General features: G+C 33.7%; 21 protein-coding genes. 13 read left to right on the plus strand and 8 right to left on the minus strand.

Annotation, left to right across the window (positions count from 1 at the left end; translation table 11 throughout):
* The first annotated feature begins 66 nt into the window (after positions 1-66).
* Together SLH48_RS10470 and SLH48_RS10475 are read left to right on the plus strand one after the other, a co-directional pair.
* Entirely contained in the window at positions 67-969 is a 903-nt protein-coding gene (locus SLH48_RS10470; RefSeq protein WP_320258112.1) for an ABC transporter ATP-binding protein, read from the plus strand.
* Complete coding sequence (locus SLH48_RS10475; RefSeq protein ID WP_320258113.1) at positions 962-2,218, plus strand: ABC transporter permease; 1,257 nt, start codon at positions 962-964, stop codon at positions 2,216-2,218. The genes SLH48_RS10470 and SLH48_RS10475 overlap by 8 nt, the downstream gene beginning before the upstream one ends.
* 83 nt (positions 2,219-2,301) lie before the next feature.
* Here SLH48_RS10475 and SLH48_RS10480 read toward each other — a convergent pair whose 3' ends face one another.
* On the minus strand, positions 2,302-2,724 hold the full coding sequence (locus tag SLH48_RS10480; protein WP_214483446.1) for a DUF2935 domain-containing protein: 423 nt from the start codon (positions 2,722-2,724) through the stop codon (positions 2,302-2,304).
* Between the two features lie 790 nt (positions 2,725-3,514).
* Between SLH48_RS10480 and SLH48_RS10485 the strand changes: the two genes are divergently transcribed.
* The 5 genes from SLH48_RS10485 to SLH48_RS10505 all read left to right on the plus strand — a co-directional run bounded on the left by SLH48_RS10485 (position 3,515) and on the right by SLH48_RS10505 (position 10,483).
* Positions 3,515-4,732 carry a DNA repair exonuclease gene (locus tag SLH48_RS10485; RefSeq protein WP_320258114.1) on the plus strand — a complete coding sequence of 406 codons (1,218 nt, stop codon included), beginning with the start codon at positions 3,515-3,517 and terminating at the stop codon, positions 4,730-4,732.
* A gap of 26 nt (positions 4,733-4,758) precedes the next feature.
* Positions 4,759-7,773, plus strand: coding sequence for an AAA family ATPase (locus SLH48_RS10490; RefSeq protein ID WP_320258115.1), 3,015 nt, complete (start codon positions 4,759-4,761; stop codon positions 7,771-7,773).
* The gene (locus SLH48_RS10495) at positions 7,770-8,987 is read left to right on the plus strand and encodes an MFS transporter (RefSeq protein ID WP_214483449.1); all 1,218 of its coding nucleotides are present in this window, start codon (positions 7,770-7,772) and stop codon (positions 8,985-8,987) included. The genes SLH48_RS10490 and SLH48_RS10495 overlap by 4 nt, the downstream gene beginning before the upstream one ends.
* 57 nt (positions 8,988-9,044) lie before the next feature.
* On the plus strand, positions 9,045-9,992 hold the full coding sequence (gene yhaM / locus SLH48_RS10500; RefSeq protein WP_214483450.1) for a 3'-5' exoribonuclease YhaM: 948 nt from the start codon (positions 9,045-9,047) through the stop codon (positions 9,990-9,992).
* 278 nt (positions 9,993-10,270) lie between these two features.
* Positions 10,271-10,483, plus strand: a complete 213-nt coding sequence (locus SLH48_RS10505) for a sporulation YhaL family protein (protein ID WP_320258116.1) — start codon at positions 10,271-10,273, stop codon at positions 10,481-10,483.
* Positions 10,484-10,527: 44 nt separating this feature from the next.
* Here SLH48_RS10505 and SLH48_RS10510 read toward each other — a convergent pair whose 3' ends face one another.
* The 3 genes from SLH48_RS10510 to SLH48_RS10520 form a co-directional block, all read right to left on the minus strand.
* Positions 10,528-11,385: a peptidylprolyl isomerase gene (locus SLH48_RS10510; protein WP_214483452.1), complete on the minus strand. Its 858-nt coding sequence runs from the start codon at positions 11,383-11,385 to the stop codon at positions 10,528-10,530.
* A gap of 918 nt (positions 11,386-12,303) precedes the next feature.
* Entirely contained in the window at positions 12,304-12,483 is a 180-nt protein-coding gene (locus tag SLH48_RS10515) for a hypothetical protein (RefSeq protein ID WP_250886716.1), read from the minus strand.
* A gap of 540 nt (positions 12,484-13,023) precedes the next feature.
* Positions 13,024-13,563 carry a DUF3267 domain-containing protein gene (locus SLH48_RS10520; protein WP_214483453.1) on the minus strand — a complete coding sequence of 180 codons (540 nt, stop codon included), beginning with the start codon at positions 13,561-13,563 and terminating at the stop codon, positions 13,024-13,026.
* Between the two features lie 398 nt (positions 13,564-13,961).
* On the opposite strand from SLH48_RS10520, the gene SLH48_RS10525 reads away from it, so the two are divergent.
* A complete protein-coding gene (locus tag SLH48_RS10525; protein WP_214483462.1) occupies positions 13,962-14,294 on the plus strand; it encodes a DUF1878 family protein in 333 nt (110 codons plus the stop codon).
* A 3-nt stretch (positions 14,295-14,297) separates the two neighbouring features.
* Here SLH48_RS10525 and SLH48_RS10530 read toward each other — a convergent pair whose 3' ends face one another.
* Positions 14,298-14,882: an HTH-type transcriptional regulator Hpr gene (locus SLH48_RS10530; RefSeq protein ID WP_320258117.1), complete on the minus strand. Its 585-nt coding sequence runs from the start codon at positions 14,880-14,882 to the stop codon at positions 14,298-14,300.
* Between the two features lie 170 nt (positions 14,883-15,052).
* Between SLH48_RS10530 and SLH48_RS10535 the strand changes: the two genes are divergently transcribed.
* Positions 15,053-15,244 carry a hypothetical protein gene (locus SLH48_RS10535; protein WP_214483454.1) on the plus strand — a complete coding sequence of 64 codons (192 nt, stop codon included), beginning with the start codon at positions 15,053-15,055 and terminating at the stop codon, positions 15,242-15,244.
* A 60-nt stretch (positions 15,245-15,304) separates the two neighbouring features.
* Here SLH48_RS10535 and serC read toward each other — a convergent pair whose 3' ends face one another.
* The gene (gene serC / locus SLH48_RS10540; RefSeq protein WP_413785406.1) at positions 15,305-16,390 is read right to left on the minus strand and encodes a 3-phosphoserine/phosphohydroxythreonine transaminase; all 1,086 of its coding nucleotides are present in this window, start codon (positions 16,388-16,390) and stop codon (positions 15,305-15,307) included.
* Between the two features lie 174 nt (positions 16,391-16,564).
* Here serC and SLH48_RS10545 point away from each other — a divergent pair, with 174 nt between their 5' ends.
* Positions 16,565-17,455 (plus strand): hypothetical protein, encoded by an 891-nt coding sequence (locus SLH48_RS10545; protein ID WP_320258119.1) that lies wholly within the window; start codon positions 16,565-16,567, stop codon positions 17,453-17,455.
* Between the two features lie 757 nt (positions 17,456-18,212).
* Here the strand turns inward: SLH48_RS10545 and SLH48_RS10550 are convergent.
* Complete coding sequence (locus tag SLH48_RS10550; protein ID WP_214484881.1) at positions 18,213-18,635, minus strand: HIT family protein; 423 nt, start codon at positions 18,633-18,635, stop codon at positions 18,213-18,215.
* Between the two features lie 1,106 nt (positions 18,636-19,741).
* Between SLH48_RS10550 and SLH48_RS10555 the strand changes: the two genes are divergently transcribed.
* The 3 genes from SLH48_RS10555 to SLH48_RS10565 are packed head-to-tail and all read left to right on the plus strand — an operon-like array spanning position 19,742 to position 22,435.
* A complete protein-coding gene (locus tag SLH48_RS10555) occupies positions 19,742-20,485 on the plus strand; it encodes an ABC transporter ATP-binding protein (RefSeq protein WP_320258120.1) in 744 nt (247 codons plus the stop codon).
* Positions 20,478-21,692: an ABC transporter permease gene (locus SLH48_RS10560; protein ID WP_320258121.1), complete on the plus strand. Its 1,215-nt coding sequence runs from the start codon at positions 20,478-20,480 to the stop codon at positions 21,690-21,692. Before SLH48_RS10555 ends, SLH48_RS10560 begins: the two co-directional genes overlap by 8 nt.
* A 29-nt stretch (positions 21,693-21,721) precedes the next feature.
* Positions 21,722-22,435 carry an EcsC family protein gene (locus SLH48_RS10565; protein WP_214484884.1) on the plus strand — a complete coding sequence of 238 codons (714 nt, stop codon included), beginning with the start codon at positions 21,722-21,724 and terminating at the stop codon, positions 22,433-22,435.
* 273 nt (positions 22,436-22,708) lie between these two features.
* Here SLH48_RS10565 and SLH48_RS10570 read toward each other — a convergent pair whose 3' ends face one another.
* Positions 22,709-23,227, minus strand: a complete 519-nt coding sequence (locus tag SLH48_RS10570; protein ID WP_320258122.1) for an antibiotic biosynthesis monooxygenase — start codon at positions 23,225-23,227, stop codon at positions 22,709-22,711.
* Between the last annotated feature and the right edge of the window lie 77 nt (positions 23,228-23,304).

Genomic DNA, 23,304 nt, shown 5'->3' on the forward strand with positions numbered 1-23,304 from the left:
AAAATATGAAACTTATTAGTTTTTTTAATCGTAATTATAGTATCGAAAAATAGGAGGAGGTAGACTATGGGGTTAAAGCTAGAGAATGTAACAAAACGTTTCGGCAGTTTTTCAGCTGTTGATAAGTTAACAATTGATATTCCAGAGAAAGAAATGTTTGGCTTCTTAGGGGCGAATGGGGCTGGAAAAACGACAACCTTTCGAATGATTTTAGGATTGTTAGATGCTACTGAAGGAAACATTACTTGGGAAGGAAAACCAATTAATTATTCATCAAGCCATTTAGTTGGTTATTTGCCAGAAGAACGAGGACTCTACCCAAAATTGAAGGTTGTCGAGCAGATTGTTTACTTTGGTAGGCTACGAGGGATGGACAAAGCAAAGGTGGTAAAAGAACTAGATTACTGGCTTGAACGATTCAAGGTTCCAGAATACAAGAATAAAAAAGTTGAAGAGTTATCTAAAGGTAACCAGCAAAAAATTCAATTTATTTCAGCTGTTATACATAAACCTAAATTACTTATTTTGGATGAACCATTTAGTGGCTTAGACCCAGTTAATGTTGAACAACTAAAAGAAGCTGTCATCGACTTGAAGAATGAAGGTACTTCAATCGTTTTCTCAAGCCATAGAATGGAACATGTAGAGGAATTATGTGAGCATTTATGTATTATGCATCACGGTAAACCTGTCGTTCATGGTAGCCTAAAAGATATTAAAAGATCATTTGGTAAAAAGAATGTAATGATCGACGCTGACTTTGATTTATCTGACATTAAAACGTTACCTGGTGTAGTCAAAGTTAAGGATACGGCACTAGGGGTGGAGCTGCAAGTAGAAAATGAGAATGTTTCACAAAAGATTCTTGCGCAAATTAGCAATAAGGGTTTTATAAGAAAATTTATGCTAGAAGAACCTTCGTTAAATGATATTTTTATAGAAAAGGTAGGTGCTTCTTATCATGAATAAATTTTGGATTATTGTGTCAAATACCTACATGACCAAGTTAAAAACAAAATCGTTTATTATATCAACTCTTATCATAGGCTTAATAGTATTTGCTTTAGGAAATATGCAAAATATTATAGACTTTTTTGATAAACAAGATAAGGCAACAACGATTGCTGTAATTGACGAAACTGAGGAGTTATTTGAGCCTTTTAAAGCCCAGTTAGATGTTTTTAGTGAAGAGTTAACCGTTGAGAAATATAGTGGGACAGAAGAAGAAGCCGCATTGAAGGTTGAAGAGGAAGATTATACTGGATTTATCATTCTTTCTTATAATGAAGCAAATTTACCTCAAGGAACCTTTAAGGCGATGAGTATAACTGATAATGATGTAAATACGAAGCTAGAACAAGCTTTACAGCAATTGAAAACAACGATTGCAACGAGTCAAATAGGACTTGAACCATCACAGGTGGAGAAATTATATGAACCAGTATTTTTCGAAAAAATAGCGCTTGCGGAGGATGCAAAAACAGAGGAAGAATTAATGCAAGCACGAGGCATTGTTTATGTGTTATTATTCTTTATTTATATCTCAGTCATCATGTATGCGAGCATGATAGCTACTGAAGTTGCTACAGAAAAAACTTCACGGGTAATGGAAATAATTATTTCGAGTGTTTCGCCTGTAACACAAATGTTTGGGAAGATTTTAGGTATTGCTCTTCTTAGCTTAACGCAGCTTGCAGCTATACTAGCAATAGGATACTTTTCATTATCAAGCAATGTAGATAATATTCAAAACAGTGGCGGGGTTTTAGAATTCTTTGGGTTTGCTAATATACCAGCATCTACGATTATATATGGTTTTGTATTTTTTATACTTGGTTATTTGTTATATTCAACACTTGCTGCAGTTCTAGGTTCGTTAGTGAGCAGGATTGAAGATGTACAGCAAATGATTATGCCAATGACGCTGTTAATCGTTGCAGCTTTTATGATCGCAATGTTTGGATTAGGAGTACCTGAAGCTCCCTTTATTACAGTCACATCTTATATACCATTTTTTACTCCGATGATTATGTTTCTACGTGTAGGCATGTTAAATCTTCCTTGGTGGGAAATTACCTTAAGTATCACACTGCTAGTAGGAACAATTGTAGCGTTAGCATTATTCGGAGCGAAAGTATATCGCGGTGGTGTATTAATGTACGGAAAATCAAGCTCGTTTAAAGATATTAAAAAGGCGTTACAATTAACAAAAAAATAACGGAAATCAATCTGTTATTATTCATGTTCGTTAAGCATAAAGCTTATAAACAATAATAAGGCCACTGAGACACTCTCAGTGGTCTATTTGTATAATAAAGCTTTTGAAATACCGATAAAGTACTCAGATTCACGAATAATATGATCTATTACTACAATTGCAGTTTGGTTTTCTTGGATGGGCTTGCTATGTCTTTGGAGGAACCTGCACAGTTTAATAAACTCTTCACTCTGCTGTAAGCAAAATTGTACTAGTTTCATAATGTCTTGATGGAGCTTAGCAGATATTTGATTACCTGAGCGTATGACAGTTTCAATAAACCTAACGATATGTTGATGTGTTTCTTTAAGTGTTTCTTCCCATACCTTTAACTGATCTACATATTCAGATTCTAGATCTTTAACAAGCTCTCTAATGACAACAGTATGTTCCTCCTCCTGGTGCTTCCAAAATTCAGCTTCATCAAGTATTCGTAAAGGCATTTGCTGCCCATAATAAAATTGCAAATAAGCTCCCCCTTTAATAAAAATATGTAATACTAATGGAAAATAGCATCCCTCATCAGTTAGATAAAAACCTGCATGAATTGAATAGAATGTTACGCTAATTGGATAGAATAAGAAGTAAAATATAGAATGACATTTGAAGGCTGCTTCCACATTGTTGTGTTTTTTCGTATTAAGAAATAAATACGTAGTCAACTAGCGTTCGTGACATCTTTTCTGATGTGAAACGTGACTATGGTACTAATTCAATAACAATAGCAACAGAGTCTACGAAAACAGCCTATGTGAACGAAGTAGAATAACATCTAATCGTTATATCATTTGGCTTGAATTTAGACTTAGTAGAATGATAAAACATGATGATCTACATATACACAATGTATGTAACTACTACTTTGAAAATGCTTTTCAATAGACATTTATATAGATTTGCAAAGGAAAGCTTATGCATCTGTAGTAGTTCGTACTTAGCACGTGATGATATTGTATTAGGGCTGAAAATTGTTTGAGAAGAGGTATAGTGACAAAAAGGAGGCTCGATTACATTGAGCATCAACAACAAATACTCGTAACAATAACTATGAAATTACTTTTACTTAGAAAATAAACCTTCAAGTGATTGCATTTCTTTGTTATATGATCAATCAAGAAATGCTATATAAGCCTGTATAGAGCTAAGATAACGGTATACTTTCGTGATTTACGAAAAAGAGGGGTTTAACAGCAACATATGGTAAAATAAATAGAATTATAATAATAGTAACTAGTTGTTTAAAAGGAGCAAGTTTATATGGAGCAAATCAAATTTCTACATGCAGCAGATTTGCATTTGGATAGTCCTTTTGTTGGATTAAAAAAGCTTCCCACACAAATATTTCAACGAGTAATGGATAGTACATTTATTGCTTTAACAAATCTTGTTGATATAGCAATAAAAGAACAAGTAGATTTTGTTATTCTAGCAGGTGATATTTATGACCAAGAGGATCGAAGCATAAGAGCCCAAGCTCGATTGAGGAAAGAAATGGAAAGATTAAAAAAAGCACAAATAGAAGTATATATTGTGCACGGGAATCATGATTATACTAATGGATCATGGATAGATATAACGTGGCCTGAAAATGTACATATTTTTTCTGATGAAACAGTTGAATGTAAGACTTATAAAAAAGAAGGAAAAGAGCTTGTCAATTTATATGGGTTTAGTTATCGAAACAGATCTGTACGTAACAATATGACTGACCTGTATAACAAGCAAGGTGAAGTAAAATTTCATATTGGAATCCTACACGGCAGTTCTGAAGGACAAACAGAACATAATAATTACGCCCCGTTTACAGTTAGACAACTCATTGAAAAAGACTTTGATTATTGGGCATTAGGCCATATCCATCAACGTCAAGTTCTGTGTGATAACCCTCCAATTATATATCCGGGGAATACTCAAGGTAGGCATCGAAAGGAGCATGGTGAAAAAGGTTGTTATTTAGTGAACCTAGCTACAACAGACGTATCTTATTCTTTTCATCCAACTACAAATCTCATTTGGGATCAATTAGAAATTAACATAGCGCAACTTGAAACATTTGAGGAATTGTTAAACGTAAGCTATACAAAATTCGAAGAGATTCGATCAAGGAATAATGGCACTCTACTATCTATTGAGTTTATTGGATCAGGACCGCTTCATAAAGTATTGCAAAATGAAGCACAGTTAGAGGATTTCTTATCAATCATAGTTGATGGTGAAGAGGAAAGGCAAGATTTTATATGGGTTGACAAAACGATCGTTAATACTAGTGAAGGTATTGAGGATAAGAACATTGCGCAATCTCCTTTTCTCAAAGATTTAGTTACTATGATAAGCGAGTTCGAAGAATATGAGGAAGTTCTCAAACCGCTATTTTCTCACTCTCAAGCACGTAAATACCTTACAGAGTTTTCTGAAGAAGATATTCGTGAAATTCATAACGAGGCTCAGAAGTTATTATTCAGAGAATTATATTAATCATTGAAATAAGCGGGTGATTGAACATGAAAATTATCGGTATATACATTTATGGATATGGAAAGCTTGATCATATAGACTTACAGCCACTTGGTGATATTCAAGTTTTTCATGGGAAAAATGAGGCAGGAAAATCTACACTTCATTCATTTATTCATAGTATGTTATTTGGTTTTCCTACTAAGCAACAGAGTGAAAATCGATACAAGCCAAGATTAGGGAGCAATTATGGTGGTCGCCTGGTGCTTGAAACAGAGAAGTATGGTGTTGTAACTGTTGAAAGGTTATTAAGAAAAGGTGAAAGAGCTGTTACAGTGACGTTTTCTGATGGTACAAAGGCTGGAGAAGAAGCACTGCAAATGATTGTTCAAGGTATGGATAAATCAAACTATCAGTCGATATTTTCATTTAATATTCATGGCTTACAAAATATCCATACAATGAAAACTGAGGATTTGGGTCGTTATTTATTTTCCTCTGGCGCTGTAGGATCGGATGCCATTCTATCAGCTGAGCAAAAGCTTTCAAAAAAGATAGATGAATATTTTAAGCCAAATGGTAGAAAACCGCTAATTAACGAGATGCTACCTCAACTAGCTGAACAGAATAAACAGCTTCTACAATGGCAGGAAAAAAGTAATCAATACAAAAATTTAATGAATCGAACGACAGTTATAAAGGAAGAATTACAAACAATAAAGGTAAATAAAAAAAGGATTGAACAAGAAACAGTAATCGTAAAAAAACTAACTGAGCTACAGCCATTGTTTGAAAAGAGAGCATTATATCGTACACAATTAGACAAGCTACCGACATATCATCCTTTTCCTGCTGATGGACTAGTCCGCTTTGAACAACTATATGCTGAAAAAAGAGCTTATGAAGCACAATATGATACTTTAATAACAAAAAGAAGAGACCTTATTGAAGAGCAGCAAAATGAAGCGGTAGTTGAAAGCATGTTAATAGCTGAAGAAAAAGTTCAAGAGGTCAAGTCGAATTACAGCTTATTTCAAGCGATGTTGGAAAGACAAAATGAGTTATCTGTTCAAATTGATCAGCAGCAAAAAGAGTTACATTTTGAGTTTGCAAAGTTACCCTTTGATCTTGACGAAACACATATTCTTCAAATCGATGCTGGTTTACTAAAAAAAGATCAACTTTCTACCCTTATAACAATTGAAGAAGAACTGGCTCATGACAAACGAGTGTTAGATGAGCGGTTTAATCGTGCAAAGGAAGATTTAGAAGAAAGCGAACAAAGGCTCATTGAATTTGAACAACAAACCTTACAGGATGAACAGCGTGACAAGTATGAGAAACAAATTGCACAGCATAGTTCACTGCAAGTGTTACAGCATGAACAGGAACATTTAGCAAAGAGTTATACTCGCTTAACTCGTAAAGTTGATACGATTAAATTTGTTGAAAAGAAGAAAAAACAACAGATAAATTTGGTCAGTTTTTTGAGTATCATGTTGCTTGTTGGGCTTGTTGGAGGAGCGATCTTTACTGGTAAATGGATCATGTTATTAGGTGGAATTATTATCCTATTTATCCCACTGTTACTTAGATTCAATTCGCCCTCCGAAAAAATATTGTTAAATGAGCTTGAGAAAGAAAAAGCTGAGATAATAAGTGCTATTGATGAAAATAAGCAACAACTTTTAAATTTGTCTAATGATCACCTTTCAGACTTAGAACGAATGTTAGTGAAAGATGACCATTATAGTCAATTACTTGAGATCGAAAAATTAGCAGTTGAACAACGTGGTAGAACATATGAAAAGATCGTTAAGAAATATACAGATTGGGAACAGGACAAGTTTGCATTTTCTAAGAAGTTGCATAATTTAGATTTAGGATTTCCTATTAAAGAGGATGTTTCAGCAAAGCAATTATATGAAATATTACTTATTATAGAGAAAATAAAAGAACTGATAATAGGAAAGCAATTGATAGCTGAAAAAAAACAATTGTTAGAACATGATATGAATGAATTTGATGGTAAAGTGGCTGAGTTAGCAGATTTATTCCAAATCAAAAAGAATGATAAAGATATGAGTGTAACGCTATACAACATTGATAAGCGGTTAACGAAAGAAAAGGATAAAAAAAGGCTGTTGCGAGAAAAAGCAAATAGCATAAATTCATTAGACGATGAACTGCATGAGATTACCGCTAAAAAAAATCATTTGCACAATGATATTGTACATTTATTCCAACTTGCTGAAGTCCAAGATGAAGAGCAATTTCGTTTGAAAGAAAAGGCCTTTAAAGATAGTCAACAAATCTTAGAGAGACTAGCTATCGTTGAGGCTCAAATTTTAACTCAACGTGGAGATGAGTTAACTAATCAACTCCCTAGAGATGTAGCACCTTTACCAGAGCAGGTTGAGAAGTATGATAACGAGCTTAAAAGCATAATTATGAAAGAACAAAGTTTTATTGAAGAACTCTCAGAATTAAAGGTCCTTCTTTCTCAACTTGAAGAAGGAGGAACATATGCTGAATTACTACATAAATTTGAGAGTGAAAAGTCACAGCTTCATGAGGAAGCGAAAAAATGGGCGAGCTATGCAATAGCAAAAAAAATTCTTACGAATACGATCGATCATTATCGTCATGTACGTCTACCCAATGTACTAAAAAACACGACAGCATATATGAAATTATTAACGAATGGAGAGTATATCGAAGTGTTGCCTCCAAATGAAAACAATAGCTTTTTATTAAAACGTAAGGATGGCCTTTTTTTCCAACCTAATGAAGTAAGTCAAGCAACTACCGAACAAATGTATGTAGCACTACGTCTAGCACTTGCAGAGCAAGTAGGGAAAGGAGAAAAGTTCCCGATTATTATTGACGATAGCTTCGTAAATTTTGATCGAGATCGGTTAGCGAAGTCAGTCGAGCTAATTAGAGATATAGCTAAAAAGCATCAGGTTTTATTTTTTACATGTCATGAATATATACTTGACTATTTTCATGAAAACGAAATTATCTTATTGGAAAATAAGACTGAAAGGATAGGTATATGAATTCAACACACGAATCCACATTTAAACGTGGTCCACTTTTGTTGTTAAGTATTAATTTATTTATTATTATGGTAGGGATTGGCTTAGTCATTCCAATATTACCTTTCTACGTAGAAGCATTCAATGCTAATGCTAGAGTATTAGGGATGCTTGTTGCTGTTTTTGCGTTTATGCAATTTTTATTTGCACCTCTTTGGGGGCGCCTCTCTGATAAAATTGGCAGAAAGCCTCTTATTACAATCGGCCTCTTTGGTTTTGCTGTAGCTGAATTTATATTTGCTTACGCAACAGGCTTGTGGATGCTATTCTTGTCTAGAATTCTTGCTGGAACATTTGGTTCTGCTCTTATGCCAACCGCAATGGCATATGTATCAGATGTAACAAGTGAAGACAAACGTGGTCAAGGAATGGGTATTCTCGGAGCCGCAATGGGCTTAGGTATTGTAGTTGGTCCTGGTATTGGGGGATGGTTAGCAGAATTTGATTTATCTTATCCATTTTTATTTGCTGGCATAGCAGCGACTATAGCAGGGGTTGTATCAATGCTTATCTTACCAGAATCGTATACGAAGGATATGCGAGCTCAAACTCAAACACAAGAAAAATCTTCTAACCACTTTGAGCTATTAGCTAAAGCGCTTGTCAGTCCTGTAGGTTTCCTATTAGTGCTCGTTTTTATCATGAGTTTTGGTTTAGCAAATTTTCAGTCAATCTTTGGGTATTATTCGATGGAACGGTATCAATACAGTCCAAGTGAAGTAGGAACGATTATACTCATTGTAGGGTTAATTGGTACAATTGCACAAGGAGTTATAGTAGGGAAGTTAGTAAATCGCTTTGGAGATGAAAGAGTAGTAACAGGGTCGTTGTTGCTTAGTGCGATTGGCTTCGTAATCATGACATTTGCCAAGAGTTACAGCATGGTTATTTTGACAACTAGTATTTTCTTCCTTGGGAATTCAATTTTGCGTCCAGCACTAAACTCTCTTATTTCTAAGCTTGCTGGTAATAAACAAGGTATGGTCATGGGGTTAAATAATTCGTTTCTAAGCTTAGGAAATGTTGCAGGTCCGTTAATTGCAGGTAATTTGTTCGAGGCAAATATACATTTACCATATTTCTTTGGAGCATTGATCATGGTAATTGGGATGATTTCAATGAAAGTTTGGTTATATAATAAACAGCGGAAAGTTACTATTCACGTCGAGGATTAATGAATCATGATATAATGAAATGAACTTATATATAAGTGAATGAGGGGGAGTGAACACATGTCGTCGAAAGGAATTTTACATTTTGATGTTGGTGAGCAGGTTGATGTGTTTCTATTAATAAAATCTGCAACAAAAGGTATAGCTAGTAATGGAAAGCCATTTTTAACGTTAATCTTACAAGATAAAAGTGGTGATATTGAAGCAAAGCTGTGGGATGCTTCCACTGAAGATGAGGACGTATATGCAGGTGAAAATATTGTTAAAGTTGTTGGAGATATACATAATTACAGAGGAAGAAATCAATTAAAGCTTCGTAACATTCGTCCTGCGAATCAAAGTGATGGAGTTAAAATGTCTGATTTTATCGAGATAGCCCCTCTGTCTAAAGAGTCAATGATAGACAGTATAACCCAATTTATATTTGAAATGAAAAATCCAAATATCCAGCGGATTACTCGGCATCTATTAAAAAAATATCAACAATCTTTTTTAGAGTATCCAGCTGCTACAAAAAATCATCATGAGTTTGTCTCTGGACTTGCATATCATGTCGTTTCCATGCTCGATTTAGCCAAAGCAATTGCTAACCAATATCCTTCTCTAGATAAAGACTTGTTATATGCAGGTGTGATTTTACATGATTTAGGAAAGGTAATTGAATTATCTGGACCTATCTCAACAGTTTATACTGTAGAAGGTAATTTACTAGGTCATATTACAATCATGGTAAATGAAATAGGTAAAGCTGCTGATGAGCTCGGTATTGATGGTGAAGAAGTAATGGTACTCCAGCATTTGACTTTGAGCCATCATGGCAAAGCCGAATGGGGGAGTCCAAAGCCACCAATGATAAAGGAAGCTGAAATATTGCATTATATTGACAATATAGATGCCAAAATGAATATGCTGGACCGTGCACTAGAACGTGTGAAGCCAGGAGAGTTTAGCGAAAGGGTTTTTGCGCTTGACAATAGATCATTTTATAAGCCTACTTTTCACAAGTAGAGCTTAACACCTAACAGCTTAGCTCAAAACTAGCTGTTCACTATACCCACCTTCAATTGCAATAAACACTATATCTTGTCTATTGCAACAGTGATAAATGCTTGTCCCTATGCATATAATCAATAAAGAGTTGGAAGTACAGCTAGAGCGTGTACGAGCGTCTACTTTAAATTTGTAGTCTCTTTATTGAAGTCCAATCGTTACTAATGATTTGTATCTAAGTAACGATTCATTCGACAACAGTCATTGAATCTTGAGTTAAAGGCAGGGGATAAAGCATGTTTATCATTCCTTGGTGGGTATTTTTGGTCATCTTAGGGATTTTGTTTTCTGGGTATATGTCCTTTCATATTACGATGAAGGAGAGGAAAATAGAACAATCCTATATTGAGAGAGAAGGAAATGTGTACATGGAGAGAATGAAAAAAGAGCGTGAGAAGCGAAACATGAATCATGAGATCATTAATGAAGAAGAAGCAAAACGCTCGTAATTAATTACGAGCGTTTTGCTTTGTTATATAGTACATTTTGTTTATTACTCATTCGTTTTAAATATATCTTTTAAATCATCGTCTTTCACTTTTACTTTAGCAGCCTCTACGTCTTCTAACATTATCTTATCAACAAAATCTGGTTGACGCATTTTAGATTCGCGAATCTGCTGAGTAAGCTCATCTTTCATTTCATCAAGTGGTTTAACAGTTTCTGTTAACATGATAATATGAAATCCGTGTTCAGTTTGTACAATATCGCTTATTTCGCCTTCTTTTAACGCAAATGCAGCTTCTTCAAATTCAGGTACCATTTGTCCTTTTCCGAACCAACCTAAGTCTCCACCGTTTGCAGCAGAAGTATCAGTAGAGTACTCTTTCGCTAAGTCTTCAAATGATTCACCTTGATCAAGCTTGTCCTTCACTTCTTTTGCTGTTTCTTCATCAGTAACTAATATATGACTAGCTTTAATTTGCCCTTCCATGCTGTCATGTAACTGTTTAATTTCATCGTCAGTAACTTCGATTTCATCTTCACGCTCTGTTGCAGCTTTTTCTGATAGTAGTCCTAACTTAATCGTTTCTTTAAGTTGCTCTTCATCTTGATAACCATATTGCTGAAGAAGCATTTCAAATTGTTCACCGTACTGATCTTTTATTGTTTGAAGTTGCTCGTTAATTTCCTCATCTGTAACTTCGTATTTGTCCTCTAAGACCTTAGTAAATACGATTTCTCTTAAAACATCTTCACCAACGCGATCCTTCATTACATCATAAAATTCATCTTTAGTAATATTTCCTGCACTTGTTTCTACGATCACTTCACTATCTCCAGCATTATTACATGCAGAAAGCGCAAATATACTTGCTGCTGCTGTGAATGCGATAAACATTTTCTTCATTAAAAACACTCCTATATCGGTAAATTAAATGATATCTAAGCCACAACAACTACTATAACATATTTTGAAATGAGAAAGAAATTATTTTATTTTTTAGTCCTTACAGAAATAGAAGATCTTGTATCGTAGTTTCATCATTAGTCGTTACTGTATTTAGAATTCAAACTCATAGTTCCAGTGACATTATAAACATCGGAAATGATAAGGAGATCTACTCCAAATATAGTGTTTGTATTTGTAAGGACCTTATCTAATGGCTGTTTTCGCAATGATTGTTTTTTTCGTATTAAGAAATAAACCGTACGCAATTAGAGTTCGTGACACCTTTTCTTCTGTATTACGATGACTAATAATTTAAAACCACTTTTTTATACTAAATTGATAAAAATAGCAACAAAGTTTACGAAAAGAGCTTAGCTAATAAATATTGTTTTTCGTGCTTAGATATAAAAACTGGATATCATGTCTTCATGACGATTGGCACATAATTTTCGTTAATAGCTCTATGTAAGGCGGTTATCGAATGAATTGCTGCTGATCGTAATAAGAGCTTAACGGTCGGGGTTCTTTTCTTCTCTAAAGACTAAAGAAATTAAATAGTATACATTAGTTACTCACATTGAAGTAAACAACAAAACTAATGCTAAGAGCTTTAGTAAAAGTTGGCTGCGCATTAATTGTTCCTTGTCGTAATTAGAACTCAAAAAGAATATAACTAACGTTGGTGTTATCTTTTTTCCTCTAAAGACTATAAAAATCATAAAGTACACAATAGTTAATCAAATACAAGTGAAAAAAGTCTATGAAAAGGGACTTAGTAAAAAACAGCAAAAGCTGACAAAATAATTTGTCAGCTTTGAAGTGAAAACTATAAAAATTTAAAAGTCAACTTGATCGTTTAGTTAGGGTAATGAGTTATCAAGTGTACATGACCTCAACGTATGATGAAAGTAGCAGGATGGTTATAAGGACATTGATTGTTCGAAATACTTTTGGCTGGCGCTCTTCAGGAATCTCTTTTTGAATACATAAACTGTTTGTTAATTTATTAATATAATATAGGACAAATAAAGCGAAAGGAATAAAATATATTAGCAATTTGAGATTCCCTCCCTGGAATTTAATTGATGATGCTACATTTTGTATATGTTTATAACAATATCAAAAATTTAGCAAAAAAGATACCCTTATGCTTTGTTATTGTATTAAAGCTTTTGATCAACGGTCTTATACACACGTCATTATTTAGCTTTTTTCGTAAAATTTGTTGGTATTTTATATATTTTATAAAGCTAAATATTGGTTTATACGATTGCATTAAGTTTAAGAAGAAAAGATGGCGTAAACACTAATTTTATTCGCGTTTATGTCTTAGTAAGAGGATCTTTTCGTAAAAGCTCAATAATTGTAAAAATAGAAAAGATGCCAAACGCTAGATGTATACGTGATTATATTTTATAAAGAAAAACAACAATCAATGCGAAAACAGCCATGTAAGAAAAGCTATAATTAACGATAACACGCTTTACTTACTGAAAATGAGTGAACTACTCTGTAAGTGAACTCTGAAAAATAGTGAAGAGCACCCATTTTTGTTGGATGCCCTTAAGAAAGCTATTGTAGTAAGTACCTGTAGAGTTAATTACTTTTTACTAAAATATCATATCCGTCTTCAATTTCTTCAATAACTGAGCGTTTAGGAGCACTTATAAATTGCTTTAAGCATATAAAGTCTGGTACACACAAACCTAAGTTAGCTGCTGCGATAATTGAAAAATAGTGGATATAGCTTGGGAACATCACAGCTAGAAGCAAGCATATGGATGTAAACATGACAAACGGTGTTAAAAACACCATTATAGACATTGGTTTAGATATCATATTGCAAAATCGCACCGTGAAAATGGGAATGATTGTAACCCATTTTAATTCAATTTTTACTTTCTTTCTCATAAGTATAAGAGGTATAGCATGCAAGCATTTATGAAATACTATGGTCATAAGTAATGCTATGATAAAATAAATAAATCTATCCCCATGCAACTTAGTTGAAGAGTAATATAAATTTAATGGTAAATAAAATAATATAAATGTACTTAACATGGTTAATAGTGAAATGAGTATGATTCGATGGAATCCAACATCTCGAGAAAAATTGATTGTTTTCCAACAATTCATATAATCACCTTCCGAACTATAAGATTGCAGTCCTAAATGAGTTATAATATAAAATCTATAATCTATAATCTACGAACTTACAAACATACTTTACGCTCATTTGTTGAAAAAATCAATAGCTGTTACAAAACTATCAATATTTATGCTTAGTCTAAGGTTTTAGTACTAAAAAGCATGTATAAAATAGATTTCATGTCTTCTATTCTTGTTTAAACGATGACTATTACGTAATCTTCTAATTTAGGAACCATAGCTACAAGGTTACGAACAAATTTTATGAAAAATAGTTGTTATAGAGAACTTATGAAAAGATGTTGGTACTCATGTATCTTTTTAGATATTATTGTATTAGAAATATGGAAAAATTAAAAGTAAATGCTATGGAAGGGAATAGTAGTATGGACGAATTTATTGGTCGAATAGAAAAGATAGAGTATTATCAAACACTGTTACTAAAAATGGTTGAAGAAGATCATATGCCATTTTATCAAATGGTCATCAAGGAACAATTATCAAAAGAAGATGTAGATGAAATTCTATCAATTTGTGAAAAATTGAGCATAAAACTTGAAGAACAAAAAGCGGAAGGCCTATTAGTATTTACCCCGCTTCTTATCGAATTTTCCAAAACAATCCAATTTAAAATGAATGTAAAAGATACAGTAACTGCTATGTTAAAACAACAAATGTACACTCCGTTGATGGAAGAATTTATGAAATTATTAAAATAGACTTTAGTTATCTTCAATAACTTCTTGTAGCTGATTGTGCTTTCTAATTTTTCCATCTACTTCAACAAATTCTTTTTCAATATTCTCAAAAGATTTTTCAAATATCCTCATGAAATCGTCTCCGTATATACTACGAATGATACACATTACATCAGTAAGTTCAGGGAATTTCCCGTATAAATCTTTTATTGGAAGTGCACCTTGAAAGGTAGAATGTCTTGTTGGATCATAACTCTCCATTAACTCTAATAATATTTCTTCTCCTTGACTAGTAATTTTTACATAGGTATTTCTTTTATCATTCTCTTTTTTGGAAAATTGCAATAAATTTCGTTCTTCCAATTTCTTAGAAAAGTTGAAGGCAGTTGAAACGTGCATGACTCCGAATTTTGCAATCTCTGAGATGGAGGCACCATTTAAATGGTAAGCAATCCATAGTATATGATGTTCATTAATATTTAAATCATATGGTTTGATCCAGTGTTGCCAATCCTTTTCGATAGTCTTCCATAGTGCTTTACCGAGTTGAGCCATTCTTTGGCTAAATAACATTGCTTCTTTCATAGAAAAATTATTTTCTTTCGTCACAACTAGTCACCTACTTTTCTTTGGATTTTTTATTACAATCTATTATGCCAATAAAATAAAAATTAATAAAGGATTAAATTTCGGAAATTTTAAAATAAACGAAATTTATTTAAATCAAAACACATAGTTATTCTTAAAACACCATAATATCAATTAAAGGGGGGACTGCATTGACAGTGTTAATCTTGTTATTGTTCGTTTTAAGTCTATTATTCTTTGTTGGCATGATAAATTATTTCTCACTAATTCAAAGAGCTGTCGCCTACCCACCTAAACAAATACTTCGTCAAAAAGCAGCTGTCCTAGGTGGAGGTGGATTTGTTTGTTTGCTATTAGCTCTATCAATCATTTACTTTAGATGATGAAACCCCGACCAAAGATCGGGGTTTTTATAAATTTCATTTTATAAAAGATTTTAGCGTTTAGAGCTGGTTCCTCTTATAAAAGGCGTTCATGAAATATGCTAAGGTTTCACAAGCTTCTAGTGGTACAGCGTTATAAATTGATGCGCGACACCCTCCTACAGAGCGGTGTCCACTCAAACCGATAAAGCCTTTTTCTTTTGCCTCGACGAGAAATTTCTTTGTTAACTCTTCAGAAGGTAATGTAAATGTTACGTTCATTTTTGACCTACTATCCATCTTTGCATGAGGCTTATAAAACCCATTACTATAGTCAATACAACTGTATAGAAGAGAAGCTTTTTCATTATTAACTCTCTCTATTCCTTTCACACCACCGCTATTAGCTAACCACTCGAGAACAAGTGATAAAGTATATATAGCAAATGTAGGAGGAGTGTTATATAAGGAATTTTTGTCAGCATGCGTACGATAGTTTAGCATCGTAGGTAATTCATTAGTGCTGTTAGTGAGTAGCTCTTTTTTTAGAATGACAACCGTTACACCAGATGGTCCTAGATTTTTTTGTGCACCAGCATAAATCATCGAGAATTGCTCCACATTAATTTCATGGCTTAAAATATCACTAGACATATCGGCAATAAGCTCAACATTATTTAACTGTGGATATTCCGACCATTGGGTACCATAAATCGTATTATTTGAAGTAACATGTAAATAAGCAGCATTATCACTTATTTCTAAATCATTAATTGATGGAATGTGTTTGTATTGATTTTCTTTACTAGATGCAGATACATGGACATGCCCGATTTTTTTAGCTTCAGCTAAGGCTTTCTCAGACCAAGATCCTGTCAAAACATAGTTAGCAACTGTATTTTTGGAAAGTAAATTCATTGGAATCATTGTAAATTGAAGACTAGCCCCACCTTGAAGAAATAAAACTTCATATTCATCTGAGATGTTAAGTAATTGTTTTAGTAGAGTTTTCGCTTTCTCATGAACGGCGTCATATTCTTTACTACGATGACTAAGCTCCATCACAGACATCCCAGTTCCTTGGAAATTTACTAACTCTTGTTGAGCGATTTGTAGAACTTCTAGTGGTAGTGCAGATGGTCCAGCATTAAAGTTGTATGCACGCATCACGTAATATCCTCCTCAAAAATGTTTTGTTACGTTAATTGCTTAAATTGTTTATATAGTACCATGAAACGGTAATGAAGTAAGCTATTATTTTAAAGTTTTCGAAAATTAGCTAAGATTAGTTAACAAAATACAAACATAAAATTACATGAATTCAAAAGGGGAGAAATGTTTTTGTACCGTGAAAACAAGCCGTTTACTATTAGCCCTTATGACCACCCAGACATTTATCCAGGACCAAGACCACCTAGTTCATTTGTTTTTATGAATGGCAGAGTACATAAAATTGAAGAATCAAATAATACTAAAATTGAACAACTTTCAGTTCATGTTTCAAATAATAGTCACCCACTAGGTTCATTTTTAACGGGCGATGGAGCGATACTTAATATTGGGGAATTGTTAGAGACAGAGGGAGTAAGTGCGATCGATGATAGATTTCCAGTTGTTGCTTATGGATCAAACGTATGTATTGCACAACTTGTGTACAAATTTGGCTTAAATCAAAACTCGAAACAAATACTCATTTGTATGAAAGGTACGATGCTTGATTCAGATATTGTTTTTGGCCCATTTTTAGCTCCTTACGGGGCATTACCAGCAGTAATTGCACCAAATCGTGGGGCACAAACGGAAATTTGGCTAACATTCATGGATAAGGATCAACTTGAACTTATGGATAGTACAGAAACCGGATATGAACTTAGAGAACATCTTAATAGCAAACTAACACTTCAAACAGGAGAAACGTTTGAAAAAGTGTATGCATATTATTATCCATATGCTCTGAAGTTAGATGGAACATATTATCGTTTTAATGATCTTCCAAGCATTTCTACTATTCCAGCGGTGTGGCAAGCGGATATGATAAACCGAATAAAAGATCTATACGGTTTTACTGGAACAAGAGAAGAATTTATTCATCTATTAAGGTGGAATGATTCTTTTCATAGAACAGTAGAAGAGTTTCTTTCTCAGTATGAAGATTTCTTTGATCACGATGATTGGTTGAAAATATCAGAAATAACTCCAGTTCGTTCAATGATCAGAAAGTTTAGCGACTAGTGTATATAATGGCTGCTTTGAATCGGTTGTTGTTATTCACATGATGAATGAGGTTTAAATACAATTTGAGAACAATATGACAAATTTATAGAATTGCATATCGTGGAATCTTGTAGATAAAAGCAGCAATATTTATGTAAGACTCTTTTCGCAAACTTTGTTGCAATTATCACCAAATTTGTACCATAGGAACTGGCTCTAGATGTTAGTTATCATGTTTCAGAACAAAAGAGACCACGAACTCTAGTTGTATGAGTGTTTATTTCCAATAATAAAGACAATCAATGCGAAAACAGCGTTACACAATGAGCCTTTTTATAATAAAAACCATAATCTGTCCTAAATAGAATATCCTATATAGGGTAGATTATGGTAGCTAATTACCTTGTTAAATTGTAGAGGCTCTTTTCGTAAACTCTGTTATTGTTACTAATAATGTCGGAATGCTGAGTTTTATGAGAACTCAATAATTGTAAAAGTAGAAAAGATGCCACGAAGGTGACAGTTTACGTGTTTATAACTCAAAACGAAAAGCAACACTAATGCGAAGATAAACTATAGTTTGGCTCTTTTCGTAAACTTTGTTGTTATTGTTACTAATAATGTAAGAATGCTGAGTTTTATGAGAACTCAATAATTTTTCTTAGTACGAAAAACAACAATCAATGTGAAAACAGCCATTGTAGAAAATACAACATATGTTATTAGCTCTGTCTAATTAGAAAGTTGTTTCCCTTTTTGACTTACTTAACAGACATCATTGTATGTTAGAGGCGATGGTACGTGCAATTTGTTGTAAATCCTCTTGACTATATTCATTTCCATGTGGCTTCCATGCTGCCCCAAAGCCGTCACCTTTTCCATAGCGAGGGATAATATGCATGTGGTAATGAAATACTGTTTGTCCTGCAATTTCACCGTTGTTGTTAAGCAGATTTAATCCGAGAGGTTGAAATTGTTCTTTAATCGAATTAGCTATCTTTGGGACTACTTCAAATATGTTTCTAGCAATGTCAGGTGTTAAATCAAAAATATTTTCTTTATGTACTTTCGGAATAACTAGTGTATGCCCTTTTGTGACTTGGCTAATATCAAGTATTGCTATAACGTGTTCATTCTCAAAAACTTTTGCGCTAGGAATTTCACCATTAATTATTTTGCAAAAAATGCAATCAGACATGTTCTTACCCCTCCATTAATTTTGTTGATCAGAGACAAGCAAGCGTATTTGTGGGTTAGCTGCACCCTAGAGGTCACTTTACCATTTCATAAAAGGTAAAAAGCACTTTCATATGCATTTGAGGATGGTCAAGTCGCTTGCACATTTCTTTATATTTTACCATATATTTGTTTGGAAATAGAAACAGGATACAACCTTTTAGGTTGCATCCTGATTTGAAGATGAGGGATATTGTGTTTTGCTTTGAATACGTTGTGAAAAAGCTAATGTGTCTTTCGTAAACACCTCATTTGTTTTATGAATGATGTGTTTAAAAGTGAGAATGATTGTTCAAGATGAGCATTCTAAGTGATTACACCCTACATTGAAGTAAGGGATCTTTAATTAGATGCAAAGACTAAATTGCCTTCTGTAAACACCTCATTATGAATGTAGTCTTTGAACGTCGTTAACTCACTTCGTTCAAGATGACCATCCCCTCTTTGACAAACGTCATTAAAAGCAACTAATAGGTCCAGTGTCTAACATAGAAAGTTGTCTTTCACAGACACCTCATTCCTTTAGATTGAATCACCACTAGAAAAGCGGGAGTTCAATTTCTTAGCTAACACCTTTCCCTCTCTTCAAAATTTAGAATACCCAATGCTTAAAACAATATACACAAAAAATAATTTTTTATTTACTAGTAAAAAATGGATGGAAATATATTTAAAGATGTTTTTCAAAGGCAGCACCTTCACTCCAGTGCTTGTGGGGAATGATCAAGGCACTTACGCTTTTATTATTTTCTAGCTCCAGCACCTATTCCCTCGAGGTCACTTCGTCAAATTCCCTGAAGGCAAATAGCGCCTTCACGTGATTTCACTCCAGTGCTTGTCGGGAATGATCAAGGCACTTACGCTTTTATTATTTTCTAGCTCCAGCGCCTATTCCCTCGAGGTCACTTCGTCAAATTCCCTGAAGGCAAATAGCGCCTTCACGTGATTTCACTCCAGTGCTTGTCGGGAATGCTCAAGGCACTTCTGCTTTATTATTGTTTCTTTTTCTTTTTGTTTGGTAAAATATACTTAAGTATAGTTAATTTTATAAACTTAAGGAGATGTACAATGGCATTACTTGAATTGAACGGTGTGACAGGCGGATATACGAAAAGACCTGTCATTAATGATGTATCTTTTGAGGTAAATAGTAATGAAATAGTTGGGTTAATCGGTTTAAATGGTGCTGGGAAAAGTACTACGATTAAACATATCATTGGGTTAATGGATGTGAGAAACGGAACAATTAAAATAAATGGAAAGACCATGATAGAAGACTCTGAAGAATATCGGGCGCAATATAGCTTCATTCCCGAAATGCCTATTTTATATGAAGAACTCACGTTAAGAGAACATCTAGAATTAACTGCGATGGCTTATGGTCTCACAAAGGAAACTTTTGAAGAGAGGCTAGTACCATTGCTAAAAGAATTTAGAATGGAAAAGAAGTTGAAGTGGTTTCCTGCACATTTTTCAAAAGGAATGAAGCAAAAGGTAATGATTATGTGTGCGTTTTTAGTTGAGCCGTCGCTCTATATTATTGATGAACCTTTTGTCGGATTAGATCCATTGGGCATCCAGTCACTATTAGAGTTAATGAATACGATGAAAGAAAATGGCGCAGGTATTTTAATGTCAACCCATATTTTAGCAACTGCTGAACGATACTGTGATTCATTTGTTATTTTACATAATGGTAAAGTACGAGCGAAAGGGACCTTGAATGAGCTGCGGAAAGAATTTCAAGCTCCAGATGCTACACTTGATGATCTTTATATCCAATTGACAAAGGAAGCAGAGTCAGATGAATGAGGCAAAAAAGATTTGGAATCAGCGATTTGCACAACATAGAAAAGAAACGGGGAGATACCTCCGTTATATATTTAATCAACATTTAGCATTTGTTTTAATTTTTAGCATTGGGGCAGGTGCTTATTATTATCAGCAGTGGCTTGAGACACTCTCACCCCATTTTCCGTATGCGATAGTCATGTCAATTATATTAGCTGTAGTAATCACGAAAAGCCCAATACAAACTTTTTTAAAGCAAGCAGACATTGTATTCCTATTACCAATGGAAACAAAGATGTCAGCATATTTTTATCGGTCATTTTTGTACAGCTTTACCTTACAAAGCTACATTGTTATTTTGGTCGTAGCAGGTCTTGCACCTCTATATTTAACGATGTCTGGAAGAGGAGCGACAAGCCTCCTTCTATTACTAGTGCTATTGTTAATATTAAAGGTTTGGAATATGTTAATAGAGTGGGCAGTACAATATTTTGTTGAAAAAGAAGTTCACATTGTTGATTTTATCATTCGTTTTCTCATTTCTTTTTCCTTTGTCTATTTTGTCATTATTAAAGCCAACTACCTTTATCCTGTTTTAATCATTGTTATTATGTTTGGCCTTTACTTTTATTTTAGAAAGCTAACATCTTCTAAACGATTGAAATGGGATCACTTAATTGAACTAGAATCGAAAAGGATGATGACGTTTTACCGCATTGCTAATTTGTTCACAGACGTCCCTCAATTGAAAATACAAGTTAAGAGACGAAAGTGGCTAGATTGGACATTGAAGAGGTTACCTTTTTCACAAGATGCTACTTTTACTCACTTATTCGCGAGGGCTTTTTTACGATCAAGTGATTATTTTGGTTTATTTATCCGATTACTTATTATAGGGATTCTTTTACTTGTAATGTTGCCTTTAAGCTATGGAATGCTCGTCATTGTTGTTTTATTTTTATATCTTACCGGTTTTCAACTTATGACCTTATGGCGACATTTTTCAATGAAAATTTGGCTTGGCTTGTATCCGATTCAAAAAGCGGTGAGGGAAAAAGCATTCTTACAACTGCTACATATATTGTTAATTATACAAGCTAGTATATTTGCTATCGTCATACTATTTATAGGTAAAGTATTTATTGCATTTTTAGCTTTCGTTTGTGGGATAGTTTTTAGTTATGTGTTTATAAATATTTATGTTAAAAGTAGGCTGAAAAAGTTATAAATACGTCTAGGTTCAGAGGAGTATGATGAATGAACACATATGAGCGTAAAGTGTTAAATGAGCTAATTCAATGGCGTAAAAAAATGTTACAGCGACCACCAATTTTCACTAGGGTGACAAAAAAAGCCCAGTACAAAGTGAATCAAATGATCCCTGAGCAAGCTCATGAAATGATTACAGAAAGTATAAAAAAACTTGTCAAAGGAACGCTTGTTGGTTCAGATTTTACAACGAAAGGTCATGAGGTGTCTCATCTTACGTTACAAGAAAAAGATTTGTTAATTAAAGAAAAAATTAAGTCCTATAAACGTACAGCAGCAGTTGAAGGGGCTGGAACCGGCATGGGAGGGATATTGCTAGGTCTTGCTGATTTCCCTTTATTACTGTCTATTAAAATGAAGTTATTGTTTGAAATTGCTACATTATATGGGTATGATGTAAAAAAATATGAAGAGCGTTTATTTTTGTTATATTTATTTCAATTAGCGTTCTCAAGTGATAAGCATAGAAAAGAAACATTTATGATTATTGCGAACTGGAATGAGAAAAAAAATGAACTCATTGAATTGGATTGGAGAAAATTTCAGCAAGAATATCGAGACCATATTGATTTAATAAAAATGATGCAAATTGTCCCTGGAGTTGGAGCGGTCGTTGGGGCTTTTGCTAACTTTCAACTTCTTAACCAGCTAGGTGAAACTGCGATGAACGGATTTCGTTTACGTATACTAAATATTAATTGAATTTAGTAGTAAAAAAAAGATAAAACCAGGTGGCATCTATACCATCTGGTTTTTTATTTTGGCTGTTTTTGCATTGATTGTAGTTTTTCATATTAAGAAGAAAACACGTACACAACTAGAGTTCGTGGCATCTTTTCTTTTGTACAACAATGACTAACAATATAAAACAACTTATTATAGTACGTATTTAGATAACAATAGCAACAATGGTTACGAGAAAAGCTTTATTTTTCTATGTGCATACATGAATAAATAATTAATGAAACTTAGGGATTATGATAAATCTTCGTCAGTGATGAAATAGGTTTTTAAATAAGAAGGTCGAGGGAAAAACGATTTGTAGTGATCAACGCCTTCCAGAGTTCCTCTTTTTTCATGAGTTTTTTCGTATGCGTTGGACTTTTGCCAATTTTGGTAGCTTTGTTTATTATGCCATACTGTAATAATGATATATGTATCGCTGTTCATTGGCCTTAAAATACGCATCGCAATAAACCCAGGTTCTTTGTCAATAAGACCGGGGCGCTTGCTAAATCTATATTCAAAGACAGGTCTTCCTTCCTCTGATACTGGAACGTGATTCATAACAACATAGCCTTTTAGTGGGAAGCTACCTTCTGAATCTAGAACCTCATATTTTCGAGGTTCGTAAAAGACACAATTTCGGTTGGTTTCATGTAATAATAAAGTTTGATCTTCGTTTTGCATGAGAACGATTAGCTCGTTAGAAAACTCATCTTTTTTGGTTTTTAAATAATGATAAGTACCATGTGTCAGATAAATTTTCATCATTCATCACCTCACTATCATTATAACAATTTCTCCCATTGTCCCAATCCATAAAATTGAAAAAATTGTTAACTTATTTA

This window comes from Cytobacillus sp. IB215316 (assembly GCF_033963865.1).
Taxonomy (GTDB): Bacteria; Bacillota; Bacilli; order Bacillales; family SM2101; genus Nanhaiella; species Nanhaiella sioensis.